The sequence below is a fragment of the Micromonospora sp. NPDC002717 genome (assembly GCF_040295705.1).
Lineage (GTDB): Bacteria > Actinomycetota > Actinomycetes > Mycobacteriales > Micromonosporaceae > Micromonospora.
This window is the reverse complement of sequence record NZ_JBEOVW010000008.1, coordinates 139,605-158,980: the sequence shown is the minus strand read 5'-3', so window position 1 is coordinate 158,980 and position 19,376 is coordinate 139,605. Positions and strand designations below refer to the sequence as shown.

Sequence of the window (19,376 nt, the reverse complement as noted above, 5' to 3'; positions counted from 1 at the left end):
TTTCCCTCGGGCATTTCCCCCCGGGACGCCGGTTTGCGCTGCGGGCGGTGGTGTCGAAGCCTCAGGCGTGGCGCGGGCGACACCGGATCGTTTGTACCAGGCAGAGCGCGACAAGAGGCCTGATTCATGGCATAAAGTAGGCGATCTGAACGACCCGTACAGGGTTTTCGGGCGTTTTGACTGGTTTGGGATGAAATGCGTATCTCGACCGGCCACGTGTCGTTGTCCCGGGTGCCCCATGCAAGTCACGGCCCTGCTGCCGGATGGTTTGCCGAGGCGTCACCCGGCGGCCCCGTCTGCTGAGGCAGCCGGTGGCGGCCCGCCGAGCAACGACACGGGAGAAATCCATGAGCTTCATGACCGCCGGACGCCGAGTGCTCATCACTGGCGGCACCGGCTCCTTCGGACAGACCATGACCCGCCGCTTGCTGGACCGCGACGTCGCCGAGGTGCGGATCCTCAGCCGTGACGAGGCCAAGCAGGACGCGATGCGCCGCACCCTGGGTGACGAGCGCGTGCGCTACCACGTGGGGGATGTCCGGGACCGCGACAGTGTGGAGCGGGCGACCCGCGACGTCGATTTCATCTTCCACGCGGCAGCGCTCAAGCAGGTTCCGTCCTGCGAGTTCTTCCCGCTCGAAGCGGTCCGGACGAACATCCTGGGCAGCGCCAACGTGGTAGAGGCCGCGGCGCAGAACGCCGTCGGGTCTGTCGTGTTGCTCAGCACGGACAAGGCCGTCTACCCCGTGAACGCCATGGGGATGAGCAAGGCTCTGATGGAGAAGGTCGCCCAGGCGCACGCCCGGAACAACCCGAACAGCGCCACCACCGTCTCCTGTGTCCGCTACGGCAACGTCATGTACTCGCGTGGGTCGGTGATCCCGCTCTTCATCGAGCAGATCAAGGCCGGACGCACGCTCACCGTCACCGATCCGACCATGACCCGCTTCCTCATGTCCCTGGCCGACTCTGTGGACCTCGTCGAGCACGCCTTCCACAACGCGCGTCCCGGTGACGTCTTCATCCGCAAGGCGCCGGCCTGCACGATCGGCGACCTCGCCGAGGCCGTCTGCCAGCTCTTCGACGTGCCGTTCAAGCTCGACGTGATCGGTGTGCGCCACAGCGAGAAGTGGCACGAAACGCTCGCCAGCCGCGAAGAGCTCACTCAGGCCGACGACTTCGGAAACTTCTACCGCGTGCCGCTGGACGCCCGCGACCTGAACTACGCGCTCTACGTCTCCGAGGGTGAGCTGGGCGACGGGCCGACCGAGGACTTCAACTCGGCGAACGCCCCGCGGCTCGGCGTACCGGAGATCATGGAGCTGCTGATGACGCTGCCCGAGGTGCGCGCGGAGCTCGCCCTGCGGGACCCGGTGCTGGCATGCTGAGGCTCGCGGTCACCGGAGCCGGCGGCTTCCTCGGCTGGCACGTACGGGTGCTGCTGCGCGTCCTCGGCTGGCCGGACCCGGTCGTCGTCACCCGGGCGGAACTCGCCGACCCCGAGCGGGTCGCGGCGAAGGTCGGCGGGGTCGACCGGGTGCTGCACCTGGCCGGGGTCAACCGGGGCGAGCCGGCGGACGTGTCCGCCGGCAACGTGCAGCTCGCGGCCCAGCTCGCGCAGGGTCTCAAGCACTGCCCGACGCCGCCCGGGACGGTGGTCTTCGCCAACTCGGTGCAGGCCGGCAACGGCACGCCCTACGGCGACGCGAAGGCTGCCGCCGCCGGCATCCTTGCCGACACGGGCCTGCCGGTCGACGACGTCCTGCTGCCGAACCTGTACGGGGAACACGGTCGGCCGTTCTACAACTCCGCGGTCGCGACCTTCTGTCGGCTGCTCGCCGAGGGCGGCCGGCCGGAGGTGCACGCCGACCGGGAGCTGAGCCTGGTGCACGTCACCGACGCGGCGGCCCGGCTCGTCGGCGTTCCGGCCGGGGGATCGTGGGATCCGGCCATGCCAGCGCTGCGGATCGGCGTGCGGGCCCTCGCCGACCGGCTCGCCGACGTGGCCGCCACCTACCGGACGGGGGAGATCCCGGCTCTGCTGGACCGGCACGACGTCCGGCTGTTCAACACGTACCGGTCGCACTGCTTCCCCGCGCACTATCCGCTGGCGCTGCCGCGCCGGGCCGACACCCGGGGCGAGTTGGTCGAGACGGTCAAGGCGCACGGGGGAGGCGGCCAGACCTTCTGCTCCACGACCCGTCCCGGCATCACCCGGGGCGAGCACTTCCACCTGGCCAAGATGGAGCGGTTCGTCGTGCTGCACGGCACGGCCGAGATCAGCCTGCGCAGGGTCGGCGACACCGAGGTGGTGCGGTTTCCCGTCTCCGGCGACGAGCCGGTGCTGGTGGACATGCCCACCATGTGGGTGCACAAGCTGGTCAACACCGGATCGGACGAGCTGGTCACCATGTTCTGGACGAACGAGGTGTTCGACCCGGACCGGCCGGACACCTGGCCCGAACCGGTGGAGGCCCCCCGGGCGGAGCAGCCGGTGGTCGACGCGTGAGGATCGGCCTGGTCAGCCAGTGGTATCCGCCGGAAGAGGTGTTCATCCCCGGCAACCTGGCGCGCCAGTTGGCGGATCGGGGCCACGAGGTGCGGGTGCTCACCACCTTTCCGAGCTACCCGCACGGCCGCGTCTTCCCGGGCTGGCGGCAACGCTGGCGGCACACCGAGGCTGACGGCCCGGTCACCGTCCGGCGGGTGCCCGCCTACCCCAGCCACGACACGTCCGCCGCCCGGCGCGCGCTGAGCCACCTCTCCTTCGGGGCCAGCAGCGCGCTGGGCGGCGTCCGTTGGTTGGCCGGCGCCGACGTCACCTACGTCTACCACCCGCCACCCACCTCGTTCGCCGCGGCGGCGATCGTCCGCGCGGCCCGGCGTACGCCGGTCGTGCTCCACGTGCAGGACCTGTGGCCGGAGTCCGTGCTCGGGTCGGGCATGGCGCCGACCGGCCGGGCCGGCCGGGCGTTGCAGCGGGGGATCGCCGCGCTGATGCGCGCGACGTACCGCCTGGCCAGCGCCGTCGTGGTGATCTCGCCGGCGATGGCCGATCTGGTGGTGGCCCGTGGCGCGGACCCGGCCCGGGTCCGGGTGGTGTGGAACTGGACCGACGACGCGCTGTTCCGGCCGGTGCCGGCCACCGACGCGGCCCGCGCGGCGCTCGGCCACCGTGGACGCTGCACGGTGATGTTCGCCGGCAACATCGGCCTGTTGCAGGGCATCGAGACCGCGATCCGGGCGGCGGCCGCTGCCCGCGACCGGATCGACCTGGTGCTGGTCGGCTCCGGCGCGGACGAGGACGCCGCCCGGCGGCTCGCCGCAGACCTCGGTGCCGACAACGTCCGCTTCGTCGGCCGGCGCCCGGCCGAGCAGATGGCCGAGCTGTACGCCGCCGCGGACTGGCAGCTCGTCTGCCTGCGCCCCCTGCCCGCGTTGCGTGGCAGCATCCCGTCGAAGCTGCAGGCCGCCCTGGCCTGCGGCGCCCCGGTGATCGCCTCCGTGGGCGGCGACGCCGCGGCCCTGGTCCGCTCGACCGGCGTCGGGCTGGTCTCCCCGCCGGGAGACTGGCAGGCGCTCGCCGCGCGGTTCTCCGTCGCGGCGGCCGAGTCCCCGGCGGCGCGGGCGGAGCTGGGTCTCCGGGCCCGGCGCGTCTATCAGGAGCGCATGTCGCTGCGGGTGGGCGTAGACCAGTTCGAGGACATCATGAGCAAGCTGGCAGCAGAGAGAGGACGGGCATGACCCGGATCATGACGGTGGTCGGCACCCGACCCGAGATCATCCGGTTGTCCCGGGTGATCGCCCGGCTCGACGACACGGTGGACCACCTGCTGGTGCACACGGGGCAGAACTGGGACAGCACGCTCTCCGACGTCTTCTTCAAGGAGCTGCGGCTGCGCGAGCCGGACCGGTTCCTGCGGGTGGACACCTCGTCGCTCGGTCGCGTGCTGGGCGGCGTGCTGGTCGGCATGGAGGCGGTCGTCGCCGAGACGCGGCCGGACGCGCTGCTCGTGCTCGGCGACACCAACAGCTGCATCGCCGCACTGATGGCCCGGCGGATGCGGGTGCCGGTCTACCACATGGAGGCCGGCAACCGCTGCTTCGACCTGAACGTCCCGGAGGAGACGAACCGGCGGCTGGTCGACCACGTCGCCGACTTCAACCTGGTCTACACCGAGCACGCCCGGCGCAACCTGCTGGCCGAGGGGCTGCACCCGCGCCGGATCCTGCACACCGGCTCGCCCATGCGGGAGGTTCTGGAGCACTACCGGTCGGACATCGCCGCGTCGGCGGTCCTGCGACAGCTCGACCTCGCGCCCGGTCGGTACTTCGTGGTCAGCGCGCACCGCGAGGAGAACGTCGACCAGCCGGCCCGCCTCCAGCGTCTGCTCGACTGCCTCAGGGCGGTCCGTGACCGCTGGGGGCATCCGGTGCTGGTCTCCACGCACCCGCGTACCCGCAAGCGGTTGGAGGCGTTGGCGCCGGACACGACCGCCCTGGAGGGGATCGCGTTCCACGAGCCGTTCGGCCTCTTCGACTACGTGCACCTCCAGACCAGGGCCTACTGCACGCTCTCCGACAGCGGCACGATCAGCGAGGAGGCCGCGATCCTCGGCTTCCCTGCCGTGACGCTGCGCGAGTCGATCGAGCGTCCCGAGGCGTTGGACGCCGGCGGGATCATCATGACCGGGCTCGACCCGCAGGGCGTGGTCGAGGCGGTCGAGGTGACCGTGGACCAGGTCGCCGCCCAGGGGGTGCCGTGCCCGGTCGACTACCGGGTCCCGGACACCTCCCGTCGGGTGGTCGACTTCATCCTCTCGACCGTTCGGCGGCACCACGACTGGGCGGGCATCCGCCGCTGAGGTGCGTACGACAGGGCCGGCGACCGGAGCTTCGGTCGCCGGCCTTCTCGTGCCCCGTGCCGACAGGACCCGCCGCGGGCCCCGTACCCGGCCCGATCGGGCCCGTATCCGGCCTGATCGGGCGTGCCCCGGGCCCCAGCGGCGGGTCGACCGGGCCGGGCGGAGGACACCGGCCGCGCCGGGGCGAGGGGGACGCCGGCCGGGCTGGCGTTCCCCCTGGCGCGTAGACGTGGACGTGTGGACGCCGCCGACGTGGCGGGCCGGCGGCGTCCACGGGGAGACCTCAGCGCGACAACGGAACCTGCACCGGGGCGGCGTGGACAGGACCGGTCGGGTGGGCACAGAGCTGGGCGAGCTGGGCGACGACCTTCTCGGGGGCGTCGTACGGGTCGAGGCCGCTGACCTCCATCGGGTCCAGCGCGGGCACCGCCACGTGCGAGACCAGCGGGTGCAGCGGCCGGGTGTCGACCTCCCCGGTACCGAAGAGGTCCTCGTGCAGCTTCTCGCCGGGCCGCAGCCCCGTGTAGACGATCGGCACGCTGCTGTCCGCCTGCTCGGCCATCTGCCGCGCCAGGTCGGCGATGCGGACCGGCTCGCCCATGTCCAGCACCAGCGCCTCCCCGTCCCGGCCGATCTCGGCGGCCTGCAGCACCAGGTGCACCGCCTCCTGCACCGTCATCAGGTAGCGGGTCACCTCGGGGTGCGTGACGGTGAGCGGTCGGCCCAGCTCGATCTGCCGTTGGAACGCCGTCACCACCGAACCGCGGCTGCTCAACACGTTGCCGAAGCGGACGCTGAGGAAGGTGCCGGGGAAGCGGGAGGCGGCGTGCGCGGTCAGCCGTTCGGTGATCCGCTTCGAGTAGCCGAGGACGCTGATCGGGTCGGCCGCCTTGTCGGTGGAGATGTTGACGAACCGGGCGACGTCGCGGCAGGCGTCGAGCACGGAGAGGGTGCCCCAGACGTTCGTCTTCACCGCCTCGCCGGGGTGCCGCTGGAGCAGCGTGAGGTGCTTGAGCGCGGCGGCGTGGAAGATGACCTCCGGCCGACGCTCGCGGATGATCCGTCGGATCCCCTCGTCGTCGCGAAGGTCGGCGAGGATCAGCTCGGGGCCGTCCAGCAGGGCCCGGCCGGCCAGCGACATCTGGAGGGCGTGCAGGGCCGACTCGTCGCGGTCGAGCATCATCAGCTCGCCCGGTTCCGCCTTCATCAACTGCCGGCACAGCTCCGAACCGATGGAGCCGCCGGCGCCGGTGACCAGGATCCGTCGACCGCTGAGCCCGTTGGTCTCCAACGCCATGTCGGCGACCACCTGCCGGCGCCCGAGCAGGTCGCCGATCTGCACGTCGCGGACGTCGGTGACGGTGATCCGGTGGTCGACGAGGTCCCGGACGGGAGGCAGCACCTTGAACGCCGCCCCGGTCCGCAGCGTGGCCTCCCGGATCTGCCGGATCAGCGCGGCGTCGGCGTTCGCGACGGAGAAGATCACGGTCGTCGCGCCGGTACGCCGGACGGCCGCCGTGACGTCCCGCCGGCCGCCGAGCACGCGTACTCCGCCGATGCGCAGGTCCCGCTTGTCGGGGTCGTCGTCGAGGGCGCCCACGGGCCGGTACCGCCCGCGCGGGTCGCTGAGCATGGCCCGCAGCAGCCCCTGCCCGGCGTCGCCGAGCCCGAACAGCAGCACCGGGTTCGAGGACCGGACGTCCGGTCGCATGGCGAGGTCGCGGCGGTGCCGGTAGGTGAACCTGGCGGCGAGCATGAACAGCAGCGCCAGGGCGCCCCCGACCAGCGGGGCGCTCGCCGGCACCGGCCGCACGCCGGCCGGGAGCAGCCCGACCAGCAGGATCGCGGCGGTGGTGGCCGCGGTGCCGGCGACCCCCTGCACCTCCTGGAGGCTGCCCAGCGGGTGGCGTCCGGAGTAGATCCGGCGCACCGCCGCGACGGCCACGTGCACGACGGCGGCGAGGGCGCCGCAGGCGACGGCGCGCGCGAGCTGGTCGGGCGTCAGGTCGAACTCGTAACGGAACCAGACCGCGGCGAGGAACCCGCAAACCCAGGCGGTGCTGTCGGTGGCGAGAAATCCGATGGTCCGGCGGCGCGCCCTGGACCGGTGTGACCCCTGCTCGCTGAGTCGGATGGTCTCTGTTTCCGGCGGCATCTGTGCTCCCTGTCCGTCTCCGACCGCTTCCGCCATGGGGCGGAAGGAGCTTTAGGCTCTTTTAGTTGATACATGCCTAAAAGCGATGATTGGGAGTTTTCGGGTTTGATGACCGAATTTTGGCCGAGGGGTCGAGACCGTGTCGGGTCAACGGGCGGGTACCCCCTTGACGACCACGCCGTCCGGCACGTCCCGCACGACGCAGGCACCCGCCCCGACCGTGCTGTTCCGCCCCACCCGCAGGCCCTGCAACACGGCCGCCGTCGTGCCGACGAGCACCCCCTCCGCCAGGTGGCAGTCGCCGGAGACGGCGGCGAGTGGGTTGACCGACACGAAGTCGGCGAGGGTGCAGTCGTGGCCCACGGTGGTGTTCTGGTTGAGGTGCACGTGCCGGCCGACGGTGACGTTCGTGGTGACGCGGGCCCCGGCGAAGGCGACGAAACCGGGGCCGTGCACGGTGTCCGGCCCGATCGTCGCCGCCGGGTGCACGAGGCTCGCCGCCGGCACGCCGTACGCGTCGACGCGCCCCGCGACGGCCCGCCGGACGTGCGGGTCGCCGATGCCGATCACGTGGTGCGTTTCCGGGGGCGCGTCGCGCAGCCAGGCGACTCCGCCGAGGTAGGGGACGTCGAGCCGCTGCACCCGCTTCAGGTTCTCCTCGGACGGGCGGTCGTCGACGAACCCGAGGAGGCGCCAGCGCCGCCGGCCGGCCGCGGCGTCCGCCGCCCGGGCGATCGTCAGGACCTCCCGGCCGTGGCCACCGCAGCCGACGACCACCAGGGGAGTCGTCACGCCGTCGACGCCCCCGCCCGCACCGCCAGGAACTCGTCCACGGCGGCGAGGACGTGGCCGATCTGCGCCTCGTCGAGGACGCTGCCACTCGGCAGGGCCAGCCCGTCGGCGAACAACCGCTCCGCCGCGCCGGTGACGAGACGCTCGGCGGTGGCGTACGCCGGTTGCAGGTGCATCGGCTTCCAGACCGGTCGGGTCTCGATGTCCCGCAGGGCCAGGTGGGCCGCCAGGTCGGCGGCCCGCCACCCGGACCGCTCCGGATCGACCGCGATGGTCGTCAGCCAGCAGTTGGAGCCCGCGTCCTCCGCGCCGAGCAGGCGTACGCCGGGGACTGGGGCGAAGAGCTTGGCGTACCGGTCGCGAAGCTGCCGGCGCCGGGCGATCATCCCGTCCAGCCTGACGAGCTGGGCTCGGCCGAGCGCGGCGAGCAGGTTGCTCAGCCGGTAGTTGTAGCCCGTCTCGCGGTGCTCGTAGTGCGGCGTCGGTTCGCGGGCCTGGGTTGCGAGGTACCGGGCCCGGGCCAGCAGGGCCGTGTCGTCGGAGACGAGCATGCCGCCGCCCGACGTGGTCATGATCTTGTTGCCGTTGAAGGAGAGGATGCCCGCCTGGCCGAAGGAGCCGGCGGGCCGGCCGCGATGGGTGGCGCCGAGGGCCTCGGCGGCGTCTTCGACGATCGGGACGCCCACCGCGTCGCAGACCGGCAGCAGCGCGGTGTAGTCGACGCAGCTGCCGAAGAGGTCCACCGGAACGACCGCCCCGACCCGCTGGCCCCGGAAGATCAGGTTTCGGATCAGCTCGGCGACGAGAGCGACGTCGACGTTGCCGGTGTGCGGGTCGCAGTCGACGAAGACCGGTCGGGCGCCGGCGTACCGGACCGCGTTCGCGGTCGCCACGAACGTCAGCGTCGGCACGATGACGGCATCCCCGGGCCCGACCCCCACCCCGAGCAACGCCAGGTGCAGCGCGGCCGTGCCGGAACTTACGGCAACGGCCCCACGGGCGCCCACCCTCGCAGCGACCTCGCACTCGAACGCGTCGAGGTCCGGCCCGACGGGCGCGACCCAACCGGACCGCAGGGCGGCGACGACGTACGACTCCTCCAGCGGCCCGACGTCGGGCGGGGACAGATGGATGGTGCGGCTCATCGGCCACCTCCGGCGGGAACGGTCAGGGTGGTCTCCCGGCCCGGCGCGGCGGGAACGAGCGAGGGCGTGCCGAGGAACTCCGGCGCGGTGGCCGAGCCCGCCGCGGAGATCCCCTCGCGGCGCAGCACGGTGCGGACGGTCGCGGCGAGGATCGACAGGTCCAGCCGCAGGCTGCGATGGTCGACGTACCAGACGTCAAGGTCCAGCTTCTCCTCCCAGCCCAGGCTGTTGCGTCCACGTATCTGGGCCAGCCCGGTGACGCCCGGCCTGACCTCGTGCCGCCGGGCCTGGGTGGGGGAGTAGCGCGGCAGGTACTGGGTGAGCAGGGGACGGGGGCCGACCAGGCTCATGTGGCCGCGCAGCACGTTCCACAGCGTCGGCAGCTCGTCCAGGCTGGTGGAGCGCAGGAACCGCCCCAGCGGCGTCAGCCGGTCCCCGTCGCACACCCGTCCCCGCCGCGGATCGGGCGGGAGCATGGTGCGGAACTTGACCAGCTCGAACACCTGGCCGTGCCGGCCGGCGCGCGGCTGCCGGAACAGCACCGGCCGGCCGAGCCCCGCGGCCACCAGCGCCGCCACCACGAGGACGAGCGGCGCGGTCAGCACCAGCAGCACCACGGCTGCCGTCAGGTCGATGGCCCGCTTGAGGCCCTCCGGTCGGGCCCGCTCCGCCAGATCCCCCGGCGCGTTCACGGAACCATGCACGGTGTCGACCTCCAAGCCAATCGAGTCATTATGGACCAGACAGGTTGTATCAGGCATGAAAGCGTCAAGCGGGCAGAATCGCCCCACTAGGTTCTGATCCCGACAGGTCAACCGCCCAACCGTCCGCCAGGACTCGGTCGGCTACCAAGACGTGACCTTCGATCCGGCCCGACCGGCAGTAGAGTCCTCGACCGTCGACAGGGCGAGGGGGAGGACCGTGCTGCACCTGAGGGTGATCGCTCCACCGGACCAGTCCGCCGCGGTGGCCGAGCTGCTGGCCGCCGACCCCGGGGTGACCCATCTGGCCGTGCTCGCCGGCGCCGCCCGCCAGCCCGAGGGCGACCTCATCCTCTGCGACGTGGTCCGGGAGAGCGCCGACGGCGTGCTGCGCGACCTGCGGCAGCTCGGCGTGGAGGCACGCGGGGCCATCGCGGCCGACGACGTGGAGCTGGCCATCTCCGCGGCGGCCGACCGGGCGGCCCGGACGGCGCCCGGCAGCGGCGCGGACGCGGTGGTCTGGGACGAGATCGCCGCCAAGACCGGCGAGCAGACGGAACTGTCCGCCACCTACCTCGTGCTGATCACCGTCGCCACCATGCTCGCCGGCATCGGTGTCCTGCTCGACCAGCCGATCCTCATCGTCGGCGCGATGGTCGTCGGCCCCGAGTTCGGCCCCCTGGCCGCGCTCTGTGTGGCGCTGCTGCGCCGCAGGCTGCCGGTCATCGTCCGGTCGGTGCAGGCGCTGGTGGTCGGTTTCCTCGTCGCCATGGTGGTCACCGTGCTCAGCACCTGGGCGCTGACCGCCGCCGGTCTGGTCGACCGCGGGATGCTGTTGGCCGATCGCCCGCTCACGGACTTCATCTGGCGGCCGGACGCGCTCTCCTGGGTGGTCGGCCTGCTCGCCGGTGTGGCCGGCATGCTCTCGCTGACCTCGAAGAAGTCCGGCAGCCTGGTCGGGGTGCTGATCTCGGTGACCACGGTGCCGGCCGCCGCGAACGTGGCCGTCGCCGCCGCGTACGGCGTCTGGCACGAGGCGGCCGGCTCGGCCCTCCAGTTGGTGATCAACCTCTGCGCGATCGTGCTCGCCGGCCTGGTCACGCTGGTGGTGCAGCAGTCGTGGTGGTGGTACCTGGCCCGGCGCGGCCCCGGGCCCGGCCGGGCCCGTCCCTGACCCCCGTCAGGGCCCCTCGTCACCGCCGTCCAGCCGGCGGGTGAGCAGCGTGCGCAGCGGGATGGACTCGCCGTCCCGGCCACCCGCGCCGACGACCAGCGGCGGCGGGCTGGGCTGCGGCTCGGCCCCGAGCAACCGGGCGCGCAGGCCGCCCGACACGGTCAGCAGGTGGAACCGCCCGTCCACGTCGACCGCCCGGGTCCGGGCCCGGTCGACGTACCAGCCGCGCAGCCGCGTCCGGTAACGGCCGCGACCGTCGTAGGCCCGGGCCGTGAGCCGTTCCGTGGGCAGCCCGCGCCGGATCGCCTCGGCGACGAACCAGGCCACGAGCTCCGCCGCCTGCGCCTGCTCGGCCGCCCGGCGCCGCTCGTCGGCCGCCGCGTGCGCCCGCACCGCCCGTCGCTGCCGCTCCCGCCACTCCAGGCCGTCGCCCTCGTCCACGACCGCGACGGTACGCCGCGCCGCCCGCCCCCGGTACCTGTGGCTCCCGCGCCGCCCGCTTCGGTACCGGTTGCTTCCGCGCCGCCCGCTGATCTCGGGCAGCGGTCGCCACCGGCCGCACCCGCCGACCTCGGGCCCGCCGGGCGGTGCGCGTTCGCGCCCGCCCGGCGGGATGACCTCAGGCCAGGCCGGCCCGGCGCAGCGCGTCGGCCATGGCGCTGTTGGCCGCGGCCGGCGCGGCGCCGCCCCGGCCGCCCTGCCGCTGCGGCGACCCGCCGCGCCCGCCCCGGCCGCCCTGCCCACCGCCGTCCCGGCCACCCCGGTCGCCGCGCGGCCCGCCCTGCCCGGGCTGCCCGGCGCGCTCGCGGCGACCGCCCTCCGGACCGCCGCGACCGGCGCCGGCCTCCGCGTCGTCCTCCAGCCGCAGGGTGAGCGAGATCCGCTTGCGGGGCACGTCGACGTCGAGCACCTTGACCCGGACCACGTCGCCGGACTTGACCACCTCGCGCGGGTCCTTCACGAACGTCCGGGACATGGCCGAGACGTGCACGAGGCCGTCCTGGTGGACCCCGACGTCCACGAACGCGCCGAACGCGGCCACGTTGGTGACCACGCCCTCCAGCACCATCCCGGGCGTCAGGTCGCTGATCTTCTCCACGCCCTCCACGAAGGTGGCGGTGCGGAACTCCGGCCGGGGGTCGCGGCCCGGCTTCTCCAGCTCGGCGAGGATGTCCGTGACGGTGGGCAGGCCGAAGGTGTCGTCGACGAAGTCGGTGGCCCGCAGCCCGCGCAGGATGGCGCTCCTGCCGATCAGGGACCGCACGTCCTGCCCGGTGCTGGCCAGGATCCGGCGCACCACCGGGTACGCCTCCGGGTGCACGCTGGACGAGTCCAGCGGGTCGTCGCCGCCCGGGATGCGCAGGAAGCCCGCGCACTGTTCGAACGCCTTCGGCCCGAGCCGCGGGACCTTCTTCAGCTCGGCCCGGGTGCGGAACGGCCCGTTGGCGTCGCGGTGCAGCACGATGTTCTCCGCCAGCCCGGCGCCGATGCCCGACACCCGGGTCAGCAGCGGCGCGGAGGCGGTGTTGACGTCGACCCCGACCGCGTTGACACAGTCCTCGACCACCGCGTCCAGCGACCGGGAGAGCTTCACCTCGGACAGGTCGTGCTGGTACTGGCCGACACCGATCGAACGCGGGTCGATCTTGACCAGCTCGGCGAGCGGGTCCTGCAGGCGGCGCGCGATGGAGACCGCGCCGCGCAGCGAGACGTCCAGCCCGGGCAGCTCCTGGGCGGCGTACGCGGACGCGGAGTAGACCGACGCCCCTGCCTCGGAGACCACCACCTTGGTCAGGTTGAGCTGCGGGTACCGCTTGATCAGCTCCCCGGCCAGCTTGTCCGTCTCCCGGCTGGCGGTGCCGTTGCCGATGGCGACCAGCTCGACGCCGTGCGCGCCGGCGAGCCGGGCGAGGGTCTCGATCGAGGCGTCCCACTGCCGGCGCGGCTCGTGCGGGTAGATCGTGTCGGTGGCGACCACCTTGCCGGTGGCGTCCACCACGGCGACCTTCACGCCGGTGCGCAGGCCCGGGTCCAGCCCCATCGTGGGCCGGGTGCCGGCGGGCGCGGCGAGCAGCAGGTCGCGCAGGTTGGTGGCGAAGACCCGCACCGCCTCCTCCTCGGCCGCCTGCCACAGCCGCATCCGCAGGTCGGCGCCGAGGTGGATGAGGATCCGGGTGCGCCAGGCCCAGCGCACCGTGTCGGCCAGCCACCGGTCGGCCGGCCGGCCCTTGTCGGTGACGCCGAACCGGCCGGCGATCGCCGCCTCGTAGCGGCTCGGCCCGGTGGGCGCCGCGTCGGCCTCGCCGGCCTCCTCGGGCTCCATGGTCAGGTCGAGCACGCCCTCCTTCTCGCCCCGGAACATGGCGAGGATCCGGTGCGAGGGCAGCTTCGGGTACGGCTCGGCGAAGTCGAAGTAGTCGGCGAACTTCGCGCCGGCCGACTCCTGCCCGTCGCGTACCCGCGAGACGAGCCGGCCCCGCGACCACATCTGCTCGCGCAGCGTGCCGATCAGGTCGGCGTCCTCGGCGAACCGCTCGATGAGGATGGCCCGGGCGCCCTCCAGGGCGGCGGCGGGGTCCGCGACCCCCCTGTCCGCGTCGACGTAGCCGGCGGCGGCCTCGCGGGGATCCCGGGACGGGTCGGCCAGCAGCGACTCGGCGAGCGGCTCCAGCCCCGCCTCGCGGGCGATCTGCGCCCGGGTCCGCCGCTTGGGCTTGTAGGGCAGGTAGATGTCCTCCAGGCGGGACTTCGAGTCGGCCGCCATGATCTGCGCTTCCAGGGCCTCGTCGAGCTTGCCCTGGCCGCGGATCGACTCCAGCACCGCCGCGCGCCGCTCGTCCAGCTCGCGCAGGTAGCGCAGCCGCTCCTCCAGGGTGCGCAGCTGGGTGTCGTCGAGCAGGCCGGTGGCCTCCTTGCGGTAGCGGGCGATGAACGGCACGGTGGCGCCGCCGTCGAGCAGCTCCACGGCCGCCCGTACCTGGCGCTCGGCGACGCCGAGCTCCTCGGCGATCCGCTGATGAACAGAGAGGGTCACGATCTCGATCCGCCTTCGGTGTGGGTTCCGCTGAGCATTGTGCCGGCCCCCACCGACTGCCGTCGCCGCCCCCGCCCCGGCGCGTCGCCGCCCTGCCCGAGCGCGCCACCGCCCTGCCCCGGCGAGCCCGTCCCGGCACGTCGCCGCTCCGCCCGGTGCCGCCTCCTCGGTCCGGCGCCCGTCGCCGCCCTCCCGGCGGGCGTGCCGGCGGCGACCGGTCGCCGGTCCGGCCCGCCCTGCGCTAGCGTGGCGATCATGGAACCTCCCGCGGACCCGCGGGCCCGGCGGCTCTTCGGCGGCAGCGCCCGGGCCCTCGGTGACCTCGCCGCCAGCCCGTTCCGGGCCGACCGGGACCGGATCGTGGCCTCGCCGTTCTTCGCCCGGCTGAACGGTGTCACCCAGGTGGTCAGCCCCGGCGGCTCCGGCCTGCTGGTGCACAACCGGCTGACCCACAGCCTCAAGGTCGCCCAGGTGGCACGCGCGATCGCCGAGCGGCTCACGGCCGACGGCGAGCACCGTGACCTGCTGGAGAAGTTGGGCGGCTGCGACCCGGACGTGGTGGAGGCCGCCGCCCTCGCGCACGACCTCGGCCACCCGCCGTTCGGGCACCTGGGTGAGCGGGTGCTGGACCGGCTGGCCCGGCAGCGGCTCGGGCTCACCGACGGCTTCGAGGGCAACGCCCAGTCGTACCGGATCGTCACCAGCACCGAGATCCGCGGCGCGGCGACCACCGGCCTGGACCTCACGGCGGCGGTGCGGGCGGCCATGCTGAAGTACCCGTGGACGCGCCTGGACCATCCGGACCCGCACCCCCGCCTGCTGGACCCGCCGCCGCGCGGCGCCACCCCGCCGCCCGACGACCCCGGCAGCGGCTCCTCGAAGTTCGGCGCGTACCGGACGGAGGTCGACGACCTGCGGCAGGCTCGGGAGCCGTTCGTCGGCCGGATTCCGGACTGGCAGCAGACCGTCGAGGCGTCGGTGATGGACACGGCGGACGACATCGCGTACGCGATCCACGACGTGGAGGACTTCTACCGCGTCGGGGTGCTCCAGCAGGGCGCGGTCTCCGCCGAGCTGATGGCCTGGCAGCGCGAGAGCGGGCACTTCCGGGCCATCACCGACGCGGCCCTGACCGCCGCGGCCCGCCGGCCCGGCTCGGCGATCGAGCGGCTGCGCCGGCAACTGCACCGCAAGGACGCCTGGATCGCCGACGACGAGGCGTTCGCCGCCGCCGTCGAGCACGTCCGCGAGGAGCTGGTGGAGGGGCTGCTGGCGATGCCCTTCGACGGCTCCATCGAGGCGGAGCAGTACGTGGCCCGCTTCTCCGCCCGCTGGACCACCCGCTTCGTCGACGCGATCACGGTGGTCGAGCAGCCCTCGGTCCGCTCCGGCCACGTGCTGCTCGCCCCGGCGCAGTGGCACGAGGTGCAGGTGCTCAAGTTCGTCCACCACCGGTTCGTGCTGGCCCGGCCCGACCTGGCCCTGCACCAGCGCGGGCAGGCCCGGCTGCTGGGCACCCTGGTGGAGGCGCTGCTGGACTGGCTGCTCGACCCCGAGGAGGAGTCCCGGCTGCCGCGCCGCCTGCACGACCTGGTGGAGCTGGCCGAGGCGGAGCTGCACCCGCGTACGCCGGACCGGCTCGGCAAGGCCCGCGGCCGGGCGATCGTTGACTTCGTCGCCCAGCTCACCGACGGGCAGGCGGTCGCCATGCTGGACTCCCTGTCGGGCCGCTCCGGCGCGCTCTGGACCGACGCGTTCGTCCTCTGAGGACGGTCAGGCGACGGCCTGCCACCAGCCGTCGACGGCCGGCGGGTCGTCCACCACCACCCGCTCGCCGGGGCGGGGCACGGCGAGCCGCACGTCGCGGGCCTTCGCTTCGGCCCAGATCCGGTCCACCGGCTCCGACCAGTCGTGCAGGGCGAGGTTGAACGTCGCCCAGTGCACGGGGAGGAGCAGCCCGCCGCGCAGGTCGAGGTGGGCGGCGACGGCCTCCTCGGGGAACATGTGGATGCTCGGCCAGGCCCGGTCGTACGCGCCGATCTGCATCAGCGTGACGTCGAACGGCCCGTGCTCGGCGCCGATCGCCGCGTAGCCGTCGAAGTAGCCGGAGTCGCCGGTGTAGAAGACGTTCCGGTGCGCGCCGGCCACCACCCAGGAGCCCCACAGCGTGCCGTCGCGGCGCAGCCCCCGGCCGGAGAAGTGCTGGGCGGCGGTGGCGGTGATCTCCAGCCCGGCGACCCGGTGGCTCTCGGACCAGTCCAGCTCGACGATCCGCGCCGCCGGGACGCCCCAGCGGTCCAGGTGCGCGCCCACCCCGAGCGGCACCAGGAACGGCGCCGACTGGAGGTCGGTCAGCGCCCGGACGGTCGCCAGGTCGAGGTGGTCGTAGTGGTCGTGCGAGATCAGGATCGCGTCGACCGGGGGCAGCTCGTCGAGGCGGACCGGCATCTCGTGCAGGCGGCGGGGGCCGACCAGGGCCGACGGCGAGCACCGCTCGCTCCACACCGGGTCGAGCAGCACCTTGCGGCCCTCGATCTCGATCAGCGCGGAGGCGTGGCCGTACCAGACGACGTTCAGCTCGCGTGCGACGTCGGTGGCCGGGGCGGCGCCCGGGCGCAGCAGCGGCACCGGGGCGCTCGGGCGGCGCTTCTGCTTGCCGAAGATCAACTCGCGGATCAGGCCCCGGTCGGGCGTGCCGGCCATCGAGCGGGCGCCGCCGGGGTTGTGGAAGGTGCCGTCGCGGAACTGCGGCGAGCGCGCCGCCCGCTCCGCCCGCGCGCCGGTGAGCCGGCCGCCGAGCGCCGCCGGCACGTCCCGGGCCACCCACGCCAGCCCGGCCAGCGCGGCCAGCCCGGCCGCCCCGCGCAGCTGGCGCCCCAACGCCCGGTCGAGTCCCGCGCGTTCCGCTGGTGCGCCCATCGCCGTCCCTCCGCCGTGTCCCGTCGTACACGGTAGCCGGGTCTCCGGCGGGTCTGCGGGCGGTCAGGGTGGCCCCGGCCGCCCGCCCGCCGGGACCACCCGCGCCGCGCGGCGGTTCAGCCGCCGTTGCTGGGCCGCTGCACGGCCGGACGGTGGGTGGCGCCGGTGCCGGTGAGGCGGTCGACCGCGGCGAGGAAACGCCGGCCCATCCGGGCCCGGGCCTCGACGGCGGGATGGGTGGCGCCGTAGTCGTCGGCGCCGGCCTGCCCGTCGGCGAAGAGGGCGTACGTCAGCAGGGGCGCGCCGGCCGCGTCGAAGATCACCCCGGCCTCGTGCCGGGCGTCGGCGAACCAGCCGGCCTTGGTGGCGATCCGGGCCCGCTCGGCCGAGGACATGACGCGCCGGACCCCGTCCGTGTACGCGACGGGGGCGCGCAGCAGCCGCAGCACGAAGGCCGTGGCGGCCGGCGAGAGCAGGGTGCCGCCCACCAGGGCGCGCAGCAGGTCGTGGGTTTCCCGGGGGGTGCTGGTGCCGAGGAAGAACCGGTTCGGGTTGGCCACCGGCTGCACCTGCGTGTTCGGGAAGCCCTTGTCCCGCAGGATCTGGTTGAGTTCGGCGGCGGGGCAGACCAGGCCGCACAGCCGCACCGCCGTGTCGTCGGAGACGGTCAACAGGTTGGCCAGCGCGTGGCCGAGCGTCACCGAGCTGGGGTAGGCGCCGTCCAGGCTGAACATGCCGTCCCCGCCGGGCACCACGATCGCGGCGGTGACCTCGACCCGCTGGTCGAGCGCCAGCAGCCCCCGGTCGACCTTGTCCAGCACCGCCGTCGCCACCGCGATCTTGTTGACGCTGTACGCCTCGATCCGCCGGTCCGGTTCGTCGGCCACCGCCACCGCCGGCTCGCCGGCCGGGTCGGCGACGCTGACGTACGCCTGCCAGTTGCCGCCGGCGCGGTCGGTCTCCCGCGCGTAACTCGCGGCGACCCGACGGGCGGCCTGCCGGGGTGTGGCCGGAGCCGGTTCGGTGACGTCGGTGGCGGCGGACGCCGGCGCGGCGGCGCCGAGCACCGTCCCGGCGGTGGCCACCGTGCCGAGTCCCAGCGCGGTCCTGCGGTTCACCGGATTACCGCCAGGATGCCCCGTCCTTCAGGGCGGAGGGGAATGGCGGACGCGTTGTCAACCATGAATGTCCTTTCTGGTAAGACTGGTCCTGTGCGGACGGCGTACAGGTGTCGGGCATACCCGACCTCGGAGCAGGCGGCGGTGCTGAACCGCACATTCGGCTGCATCCGGGTGGTGTGGAATCGCACTCTCGCCGCCCGTCATGCTCGTTTCCACGCTGAGGGCAGATCGACCTCGTACGCGGAGACGGATCGGGCGTTGACGGAGATGAAGAAGCAGCCCGATTTGGCGTTTCTGGGTGAGGTGTCGTCGGTGCCGTTGCAGCAGACCCTGCGGCACCAGCACACCGCCATGACCGCGTTCTTCGCCAAGCGGGCCCGGTACCCGCGTTACAAGTCGCGGCATGGCCGCCAGTCCGCCAGTTTCACCCGGTCGGCGTTCCGCATGCGTGGCGGGAACCTGATGCTGGGAAAGACTCCGGGTGTGCTGCGTTCGTGTGGTCGTGGCCGAACATCGACCCGGCGGGGCTGGACCCGACGATGGTGACGGTGTGCCGTCACCCGGACGGCCGTTGGTTCGTGACCTTCGCCGTCGACGTCGCCACACCCACCGCACCCCAACCAACGGGCGAGGTGGTCGGCGTGGACCTCGGCCTGACCGACTTCGCGGTGCTGTCCACCGGCGAGCGCATCCCCCACCCGCGGCACATGGAGCGTCGGGAGCGCCGGTTGAAGCGGTATCAGCGGATGCTGGCCCGCCGGCAGAAGGGTTCCGCCAACCGCGCCAAAGCCAAACAGAGGGTGGCCCGGGCGCATTCGCGGGTCCGCGACGCCCGCCGGGACTTCCTCCACCAGCAGTCCACCGACCTGGTGCGCCGGTTCGCCGCCATCGCCGTGGAGGACCTGGCGGTGGCGAACATGGTCCGCAACCGCTCCCTGGCCAGATCCATTTCCCGTACCGGCTGGGCTGAGTTCCGCACCCTGCTCACCTACAAGGCGCACCGCGACGGCCGCACCCTCGCTATCGTGGACCGCTGGTACCCGTCGAGTAAGACGTGTTCGGCGTGCGGGCACCTGCTCGCCCAGCTTTCCCTCGGCACACGCCACTGGACGTGTCCGAGTTGCGGCACCCGGCATGACCGGGACGTCAACGCCGCCGAGAACATCGCCGTCGCGGCCGGGCTGGTCGAGACGCAAAACGCCTGCGGAGCGGACGTCAGACACGAGGGGCAACCTTCCGTGCGGTCTGCGGTGAACCAGGAACCCCAACCCGCGAGGGTGGGAATCCCCCGCCTTTAGGCGGGGAAGGATGTCAACCGGATGGTCAATCGTCTCTCTCTCCCGTCGTAGTGGTCGGGCGTGTTCTCCGGCCCACCACCCTAGGCGAAACTATCGACGCCGGTGATCCCGCGAGGCGCTCACCGCAGGTGTTTCCGCACCACCGCGAACGCCCCGGCCGATCCCGCTGGTC

Annotated in this window: 16 protein-coding genes; 8 read left to right on the top strand and 8 right to left on the bottom strand. The window is 73.4% G+C overall.

The window, feature by feature from the left end:
• The first annotated feature begins 311 nt into the window (after positions 1–311).
• From ABT006_RS14575 to wecB, 4 genes are read left to right on the top strand one after another with little or no spacing between them, the layout of a single operon-like run.
• Positions 312–1,388 carry an SDR family NAD(P)-dependent oxidoreductase gene (locus tag ABT006_RS14575; protein WP_350706458.1) on the top strand — a complete coding sequence of 359 codons (1,077 nt, stop codon included), beginning with the start codon at positions 312–314 and terminating at the stop codon, positions 1,386–1,388.
• A complete protein-coding gene (locus ABT006_RS14570; protein ID WP_350706456.1) occupies positions 1,382–2,509 on the top strand; it encodes a polysaccharide biosynthesis C-terminal domain-containing protein in 1,128 nt (375 codons plus the stop codon). The genes ABT006_RS14575 and ABT006_RS14570 overlap by 7 nt, the downstream gene beginning before the upstream one ends.
• Entirely contained in the window at positions 2,506–3,744 is a 1,239-nt protein-coding gene (locus ABT006_RS14565; protein WP_350706455.1) for a glycosyltransferase family 4 protein, read from the top strand. Before ABT006_RS14570 ends, ABT006_RS14565 begins: the two co-directional genes overlap by 4 nt.
• Positions 3,741–4,865 carry a non-hydrolyzing UDP-N-acetylglucosamine 2-epimerase gene (gene wecB, locus ABT006_RS14560; protein WP_350706453.1) on the top strand — a complete coding sequence of 375 codons (1,125 nt, stop codon included), beginning with the start codon at positions 3,741–3,743 and terminating at the stop codon, positions 4,863–4,865. Before ABT006_RS14565 ends, wecB begins: the two co-directional genes overlap by 4 nt.
• Positions 4,866–5,148: 283 nt before the next feature.
• On the opposite strand, the gene ABT006_RS14555 is transcribed toward wecB, so the two are convergent.
• The 4 genes from ABT006_RS14555 to ABT006_RS14540 all read right to left on the bottom strand — a co-directional run bounded on the left by ABT006_RS14555 (position 5,149) and on the right by ABT006_RS14540 (position 9,661).
• Positions 5,149–7,020 (bottom strand): polysaccharide biosynthesis protein, encoded by a 1,872-nt coding sequence (locus tag ABT006_RS14555; protein WP_350706451.1) that lies wholly within the window; start codon positions 7,018–7,020, stop codon positions 5,149–5,151.
• Positions 7,021–7,167: 147 nt separating this feature from the next.
• A complete protein-coding gene (locus tag ABT006_RS14550; protein ID WP_350706450.1) occupies positions 7,168–7,812 on the bottom strand; it encodes an acetyltransferase in 645 nt (214 codons plus the stop codon).
• Positions 7,809–8,957, bottom strand: coding sequence for a DegT/DnrJ/EryC1/StrS family aminotransferase (locus ABT006_RS14545; protein WP_350706448.1), 1,149 nt, complete (start codon positions 8,955–8,957; stop codon positions 7,809–7,811). The genes ABT006_RS14550 and ABT006_RS14545 overlap by 4 nt, the downstream gene beginning before the upstream one ends.
• Positions 8,954–9,661, bottom strand: coding sequence for a sugar transferase (locus tag ABT006_RS14540; RefSeq protein WP_350706446.1), 708 nt, complete (start codon positions 9,659–9,661; stop codon positions 8,954–8,956). Before ABT006_RS14540 ends, ABT006_RS14545 begins: the two co-directional genes overlap by 4 nt.
• Before the next feature lie 217 nt (positions 9,662–9,878).
• Between ABT006_RS14540 and ABT006_RS14535 the strand changes: the two genes are divergently transcribed.
• The gene (locus ABT006_RS14535) at positions 9,879–10,832 is read left to right on the top strand and encodes a DUF389 domain-containing protein (protein ID WP_350706444.1); all 954 of its coding nucleotides are present in this window, start codon (positions 9,879–9,881) and stop codon (positions 10,830–10,832) included.
• A gap of 6 nt (positions 10,833–10,838) precedes the next feature.
• On the opposite strand, the gene ABT006_RS14530 is transcribed toward ABT006_RS14535, so the two are convergent.
• Together ABT006_RS14530 and ABT006_RS14525 are read right to left on the bottom strand one after the other, a co-directional pair.
• On the bottom strand, positions 10,839–11,273 hold the full coding sequence (locus ABT006_RS14530; protein ID WP_350706442.1) for a hypothetical protein: 435 nt from the start codon (positions 11,271–11,273) through the stop codon (positions 10,839–10,841).
• A gap of 178 nt (positions 11,274–11,451) precedes the next feature.
• On the bottom strand, positions 11,452–13,866 hold the full coding sequence (locus ABT006_RS14525) for a Tex family protein (RefSeq protein ID WP_350706440.1): 2,415 nt from the start codon (positions 13,864–13,866) through the stop codon (positions 11,452–11,454).
• 255 nt (positions 13,867–14,121) lie between these two features.
• Here ABT006_RS14525 and ABT006_RS14520 point away from each other — a divergent pair, with 255 nt between their 5' ends.
• Positions 14,122–15,633 (top strand): deoxyguanosinetriphosphate triphosphohydrolase family protein, encoded by a 1,512-nt coding sequence (locus ABT006_RS14520; protein ID WP_350706438.1) that lies wholly within the window; start codon positions 14,122–14,124, stop codon positions 15,631–15,633.
• Positions 15,634–15,639: 6 nt separating this feature from the next.
• Here ABT006_RS14520 and ABT006_RS14515 read toward each other — a convergent pair whose 3' ends face one another.
• Positions 15,640–16,785, bottom strand: coding sequence for an MBL fold metallo-hydrolase (locus tag ABT006_RS14515; RefSeq protein WP_350706436.1), 1,146 nt, complete (start codon positions 16,783–16,785; stop codon positions 15,640–15,642).
• A 116-nt stretch (positions 16,786–16,901) separates the two neighbouring features.
• On the bottom strand, positions 16,902–17,903 hold the full coding sequence (locus ABT006_RS14510; protein WP_350706434.1) for a serine hydrolase: 1,002 nt from the start codon (positions 17,901–17,903) through the stop codon (positions 16,902–16,904).
• 15 nt (positions 17,904–17,918) lie between these two features.
• On the opposite strand from ABT006_RS14510, the gene ABT006_RS14505 reads away from it, so the two are divergent.
• Both ABT006_RS14505 and ABT006_RS14500 read left to right on the top strand, forming a co-directional pair.
• Positions 17,919–18,452: an RNA-guided endonuclease InsQ/TnpB family protein gene (locus ABT006_RS14505; RefSeq protein WP_350706432.1), complete on the top strand. Its 534-nt coding sequence runs from the start codon at positions 17,919–17,921 to the stop codon at positions 18,450–18,452.
• Positions 18,401–19,204, top strand: a complete 804-nt coding sequence (locus ABT006_RS14500; protein ID WP_350706430.1) for an RNA-guided endonuclease InsQ/TnpB family protein — start codon at positions 18,401–18,403, stop codon at positions 19,202–19,204. The genes ABT006_RS14505 and ABT006_RS14500 overlap by 52 nt, the downstream gene beginning before the upstream one ends.
• The last annotated feature ends 172 nt before the right edge of the window (positions 19,205–19,376 follow it).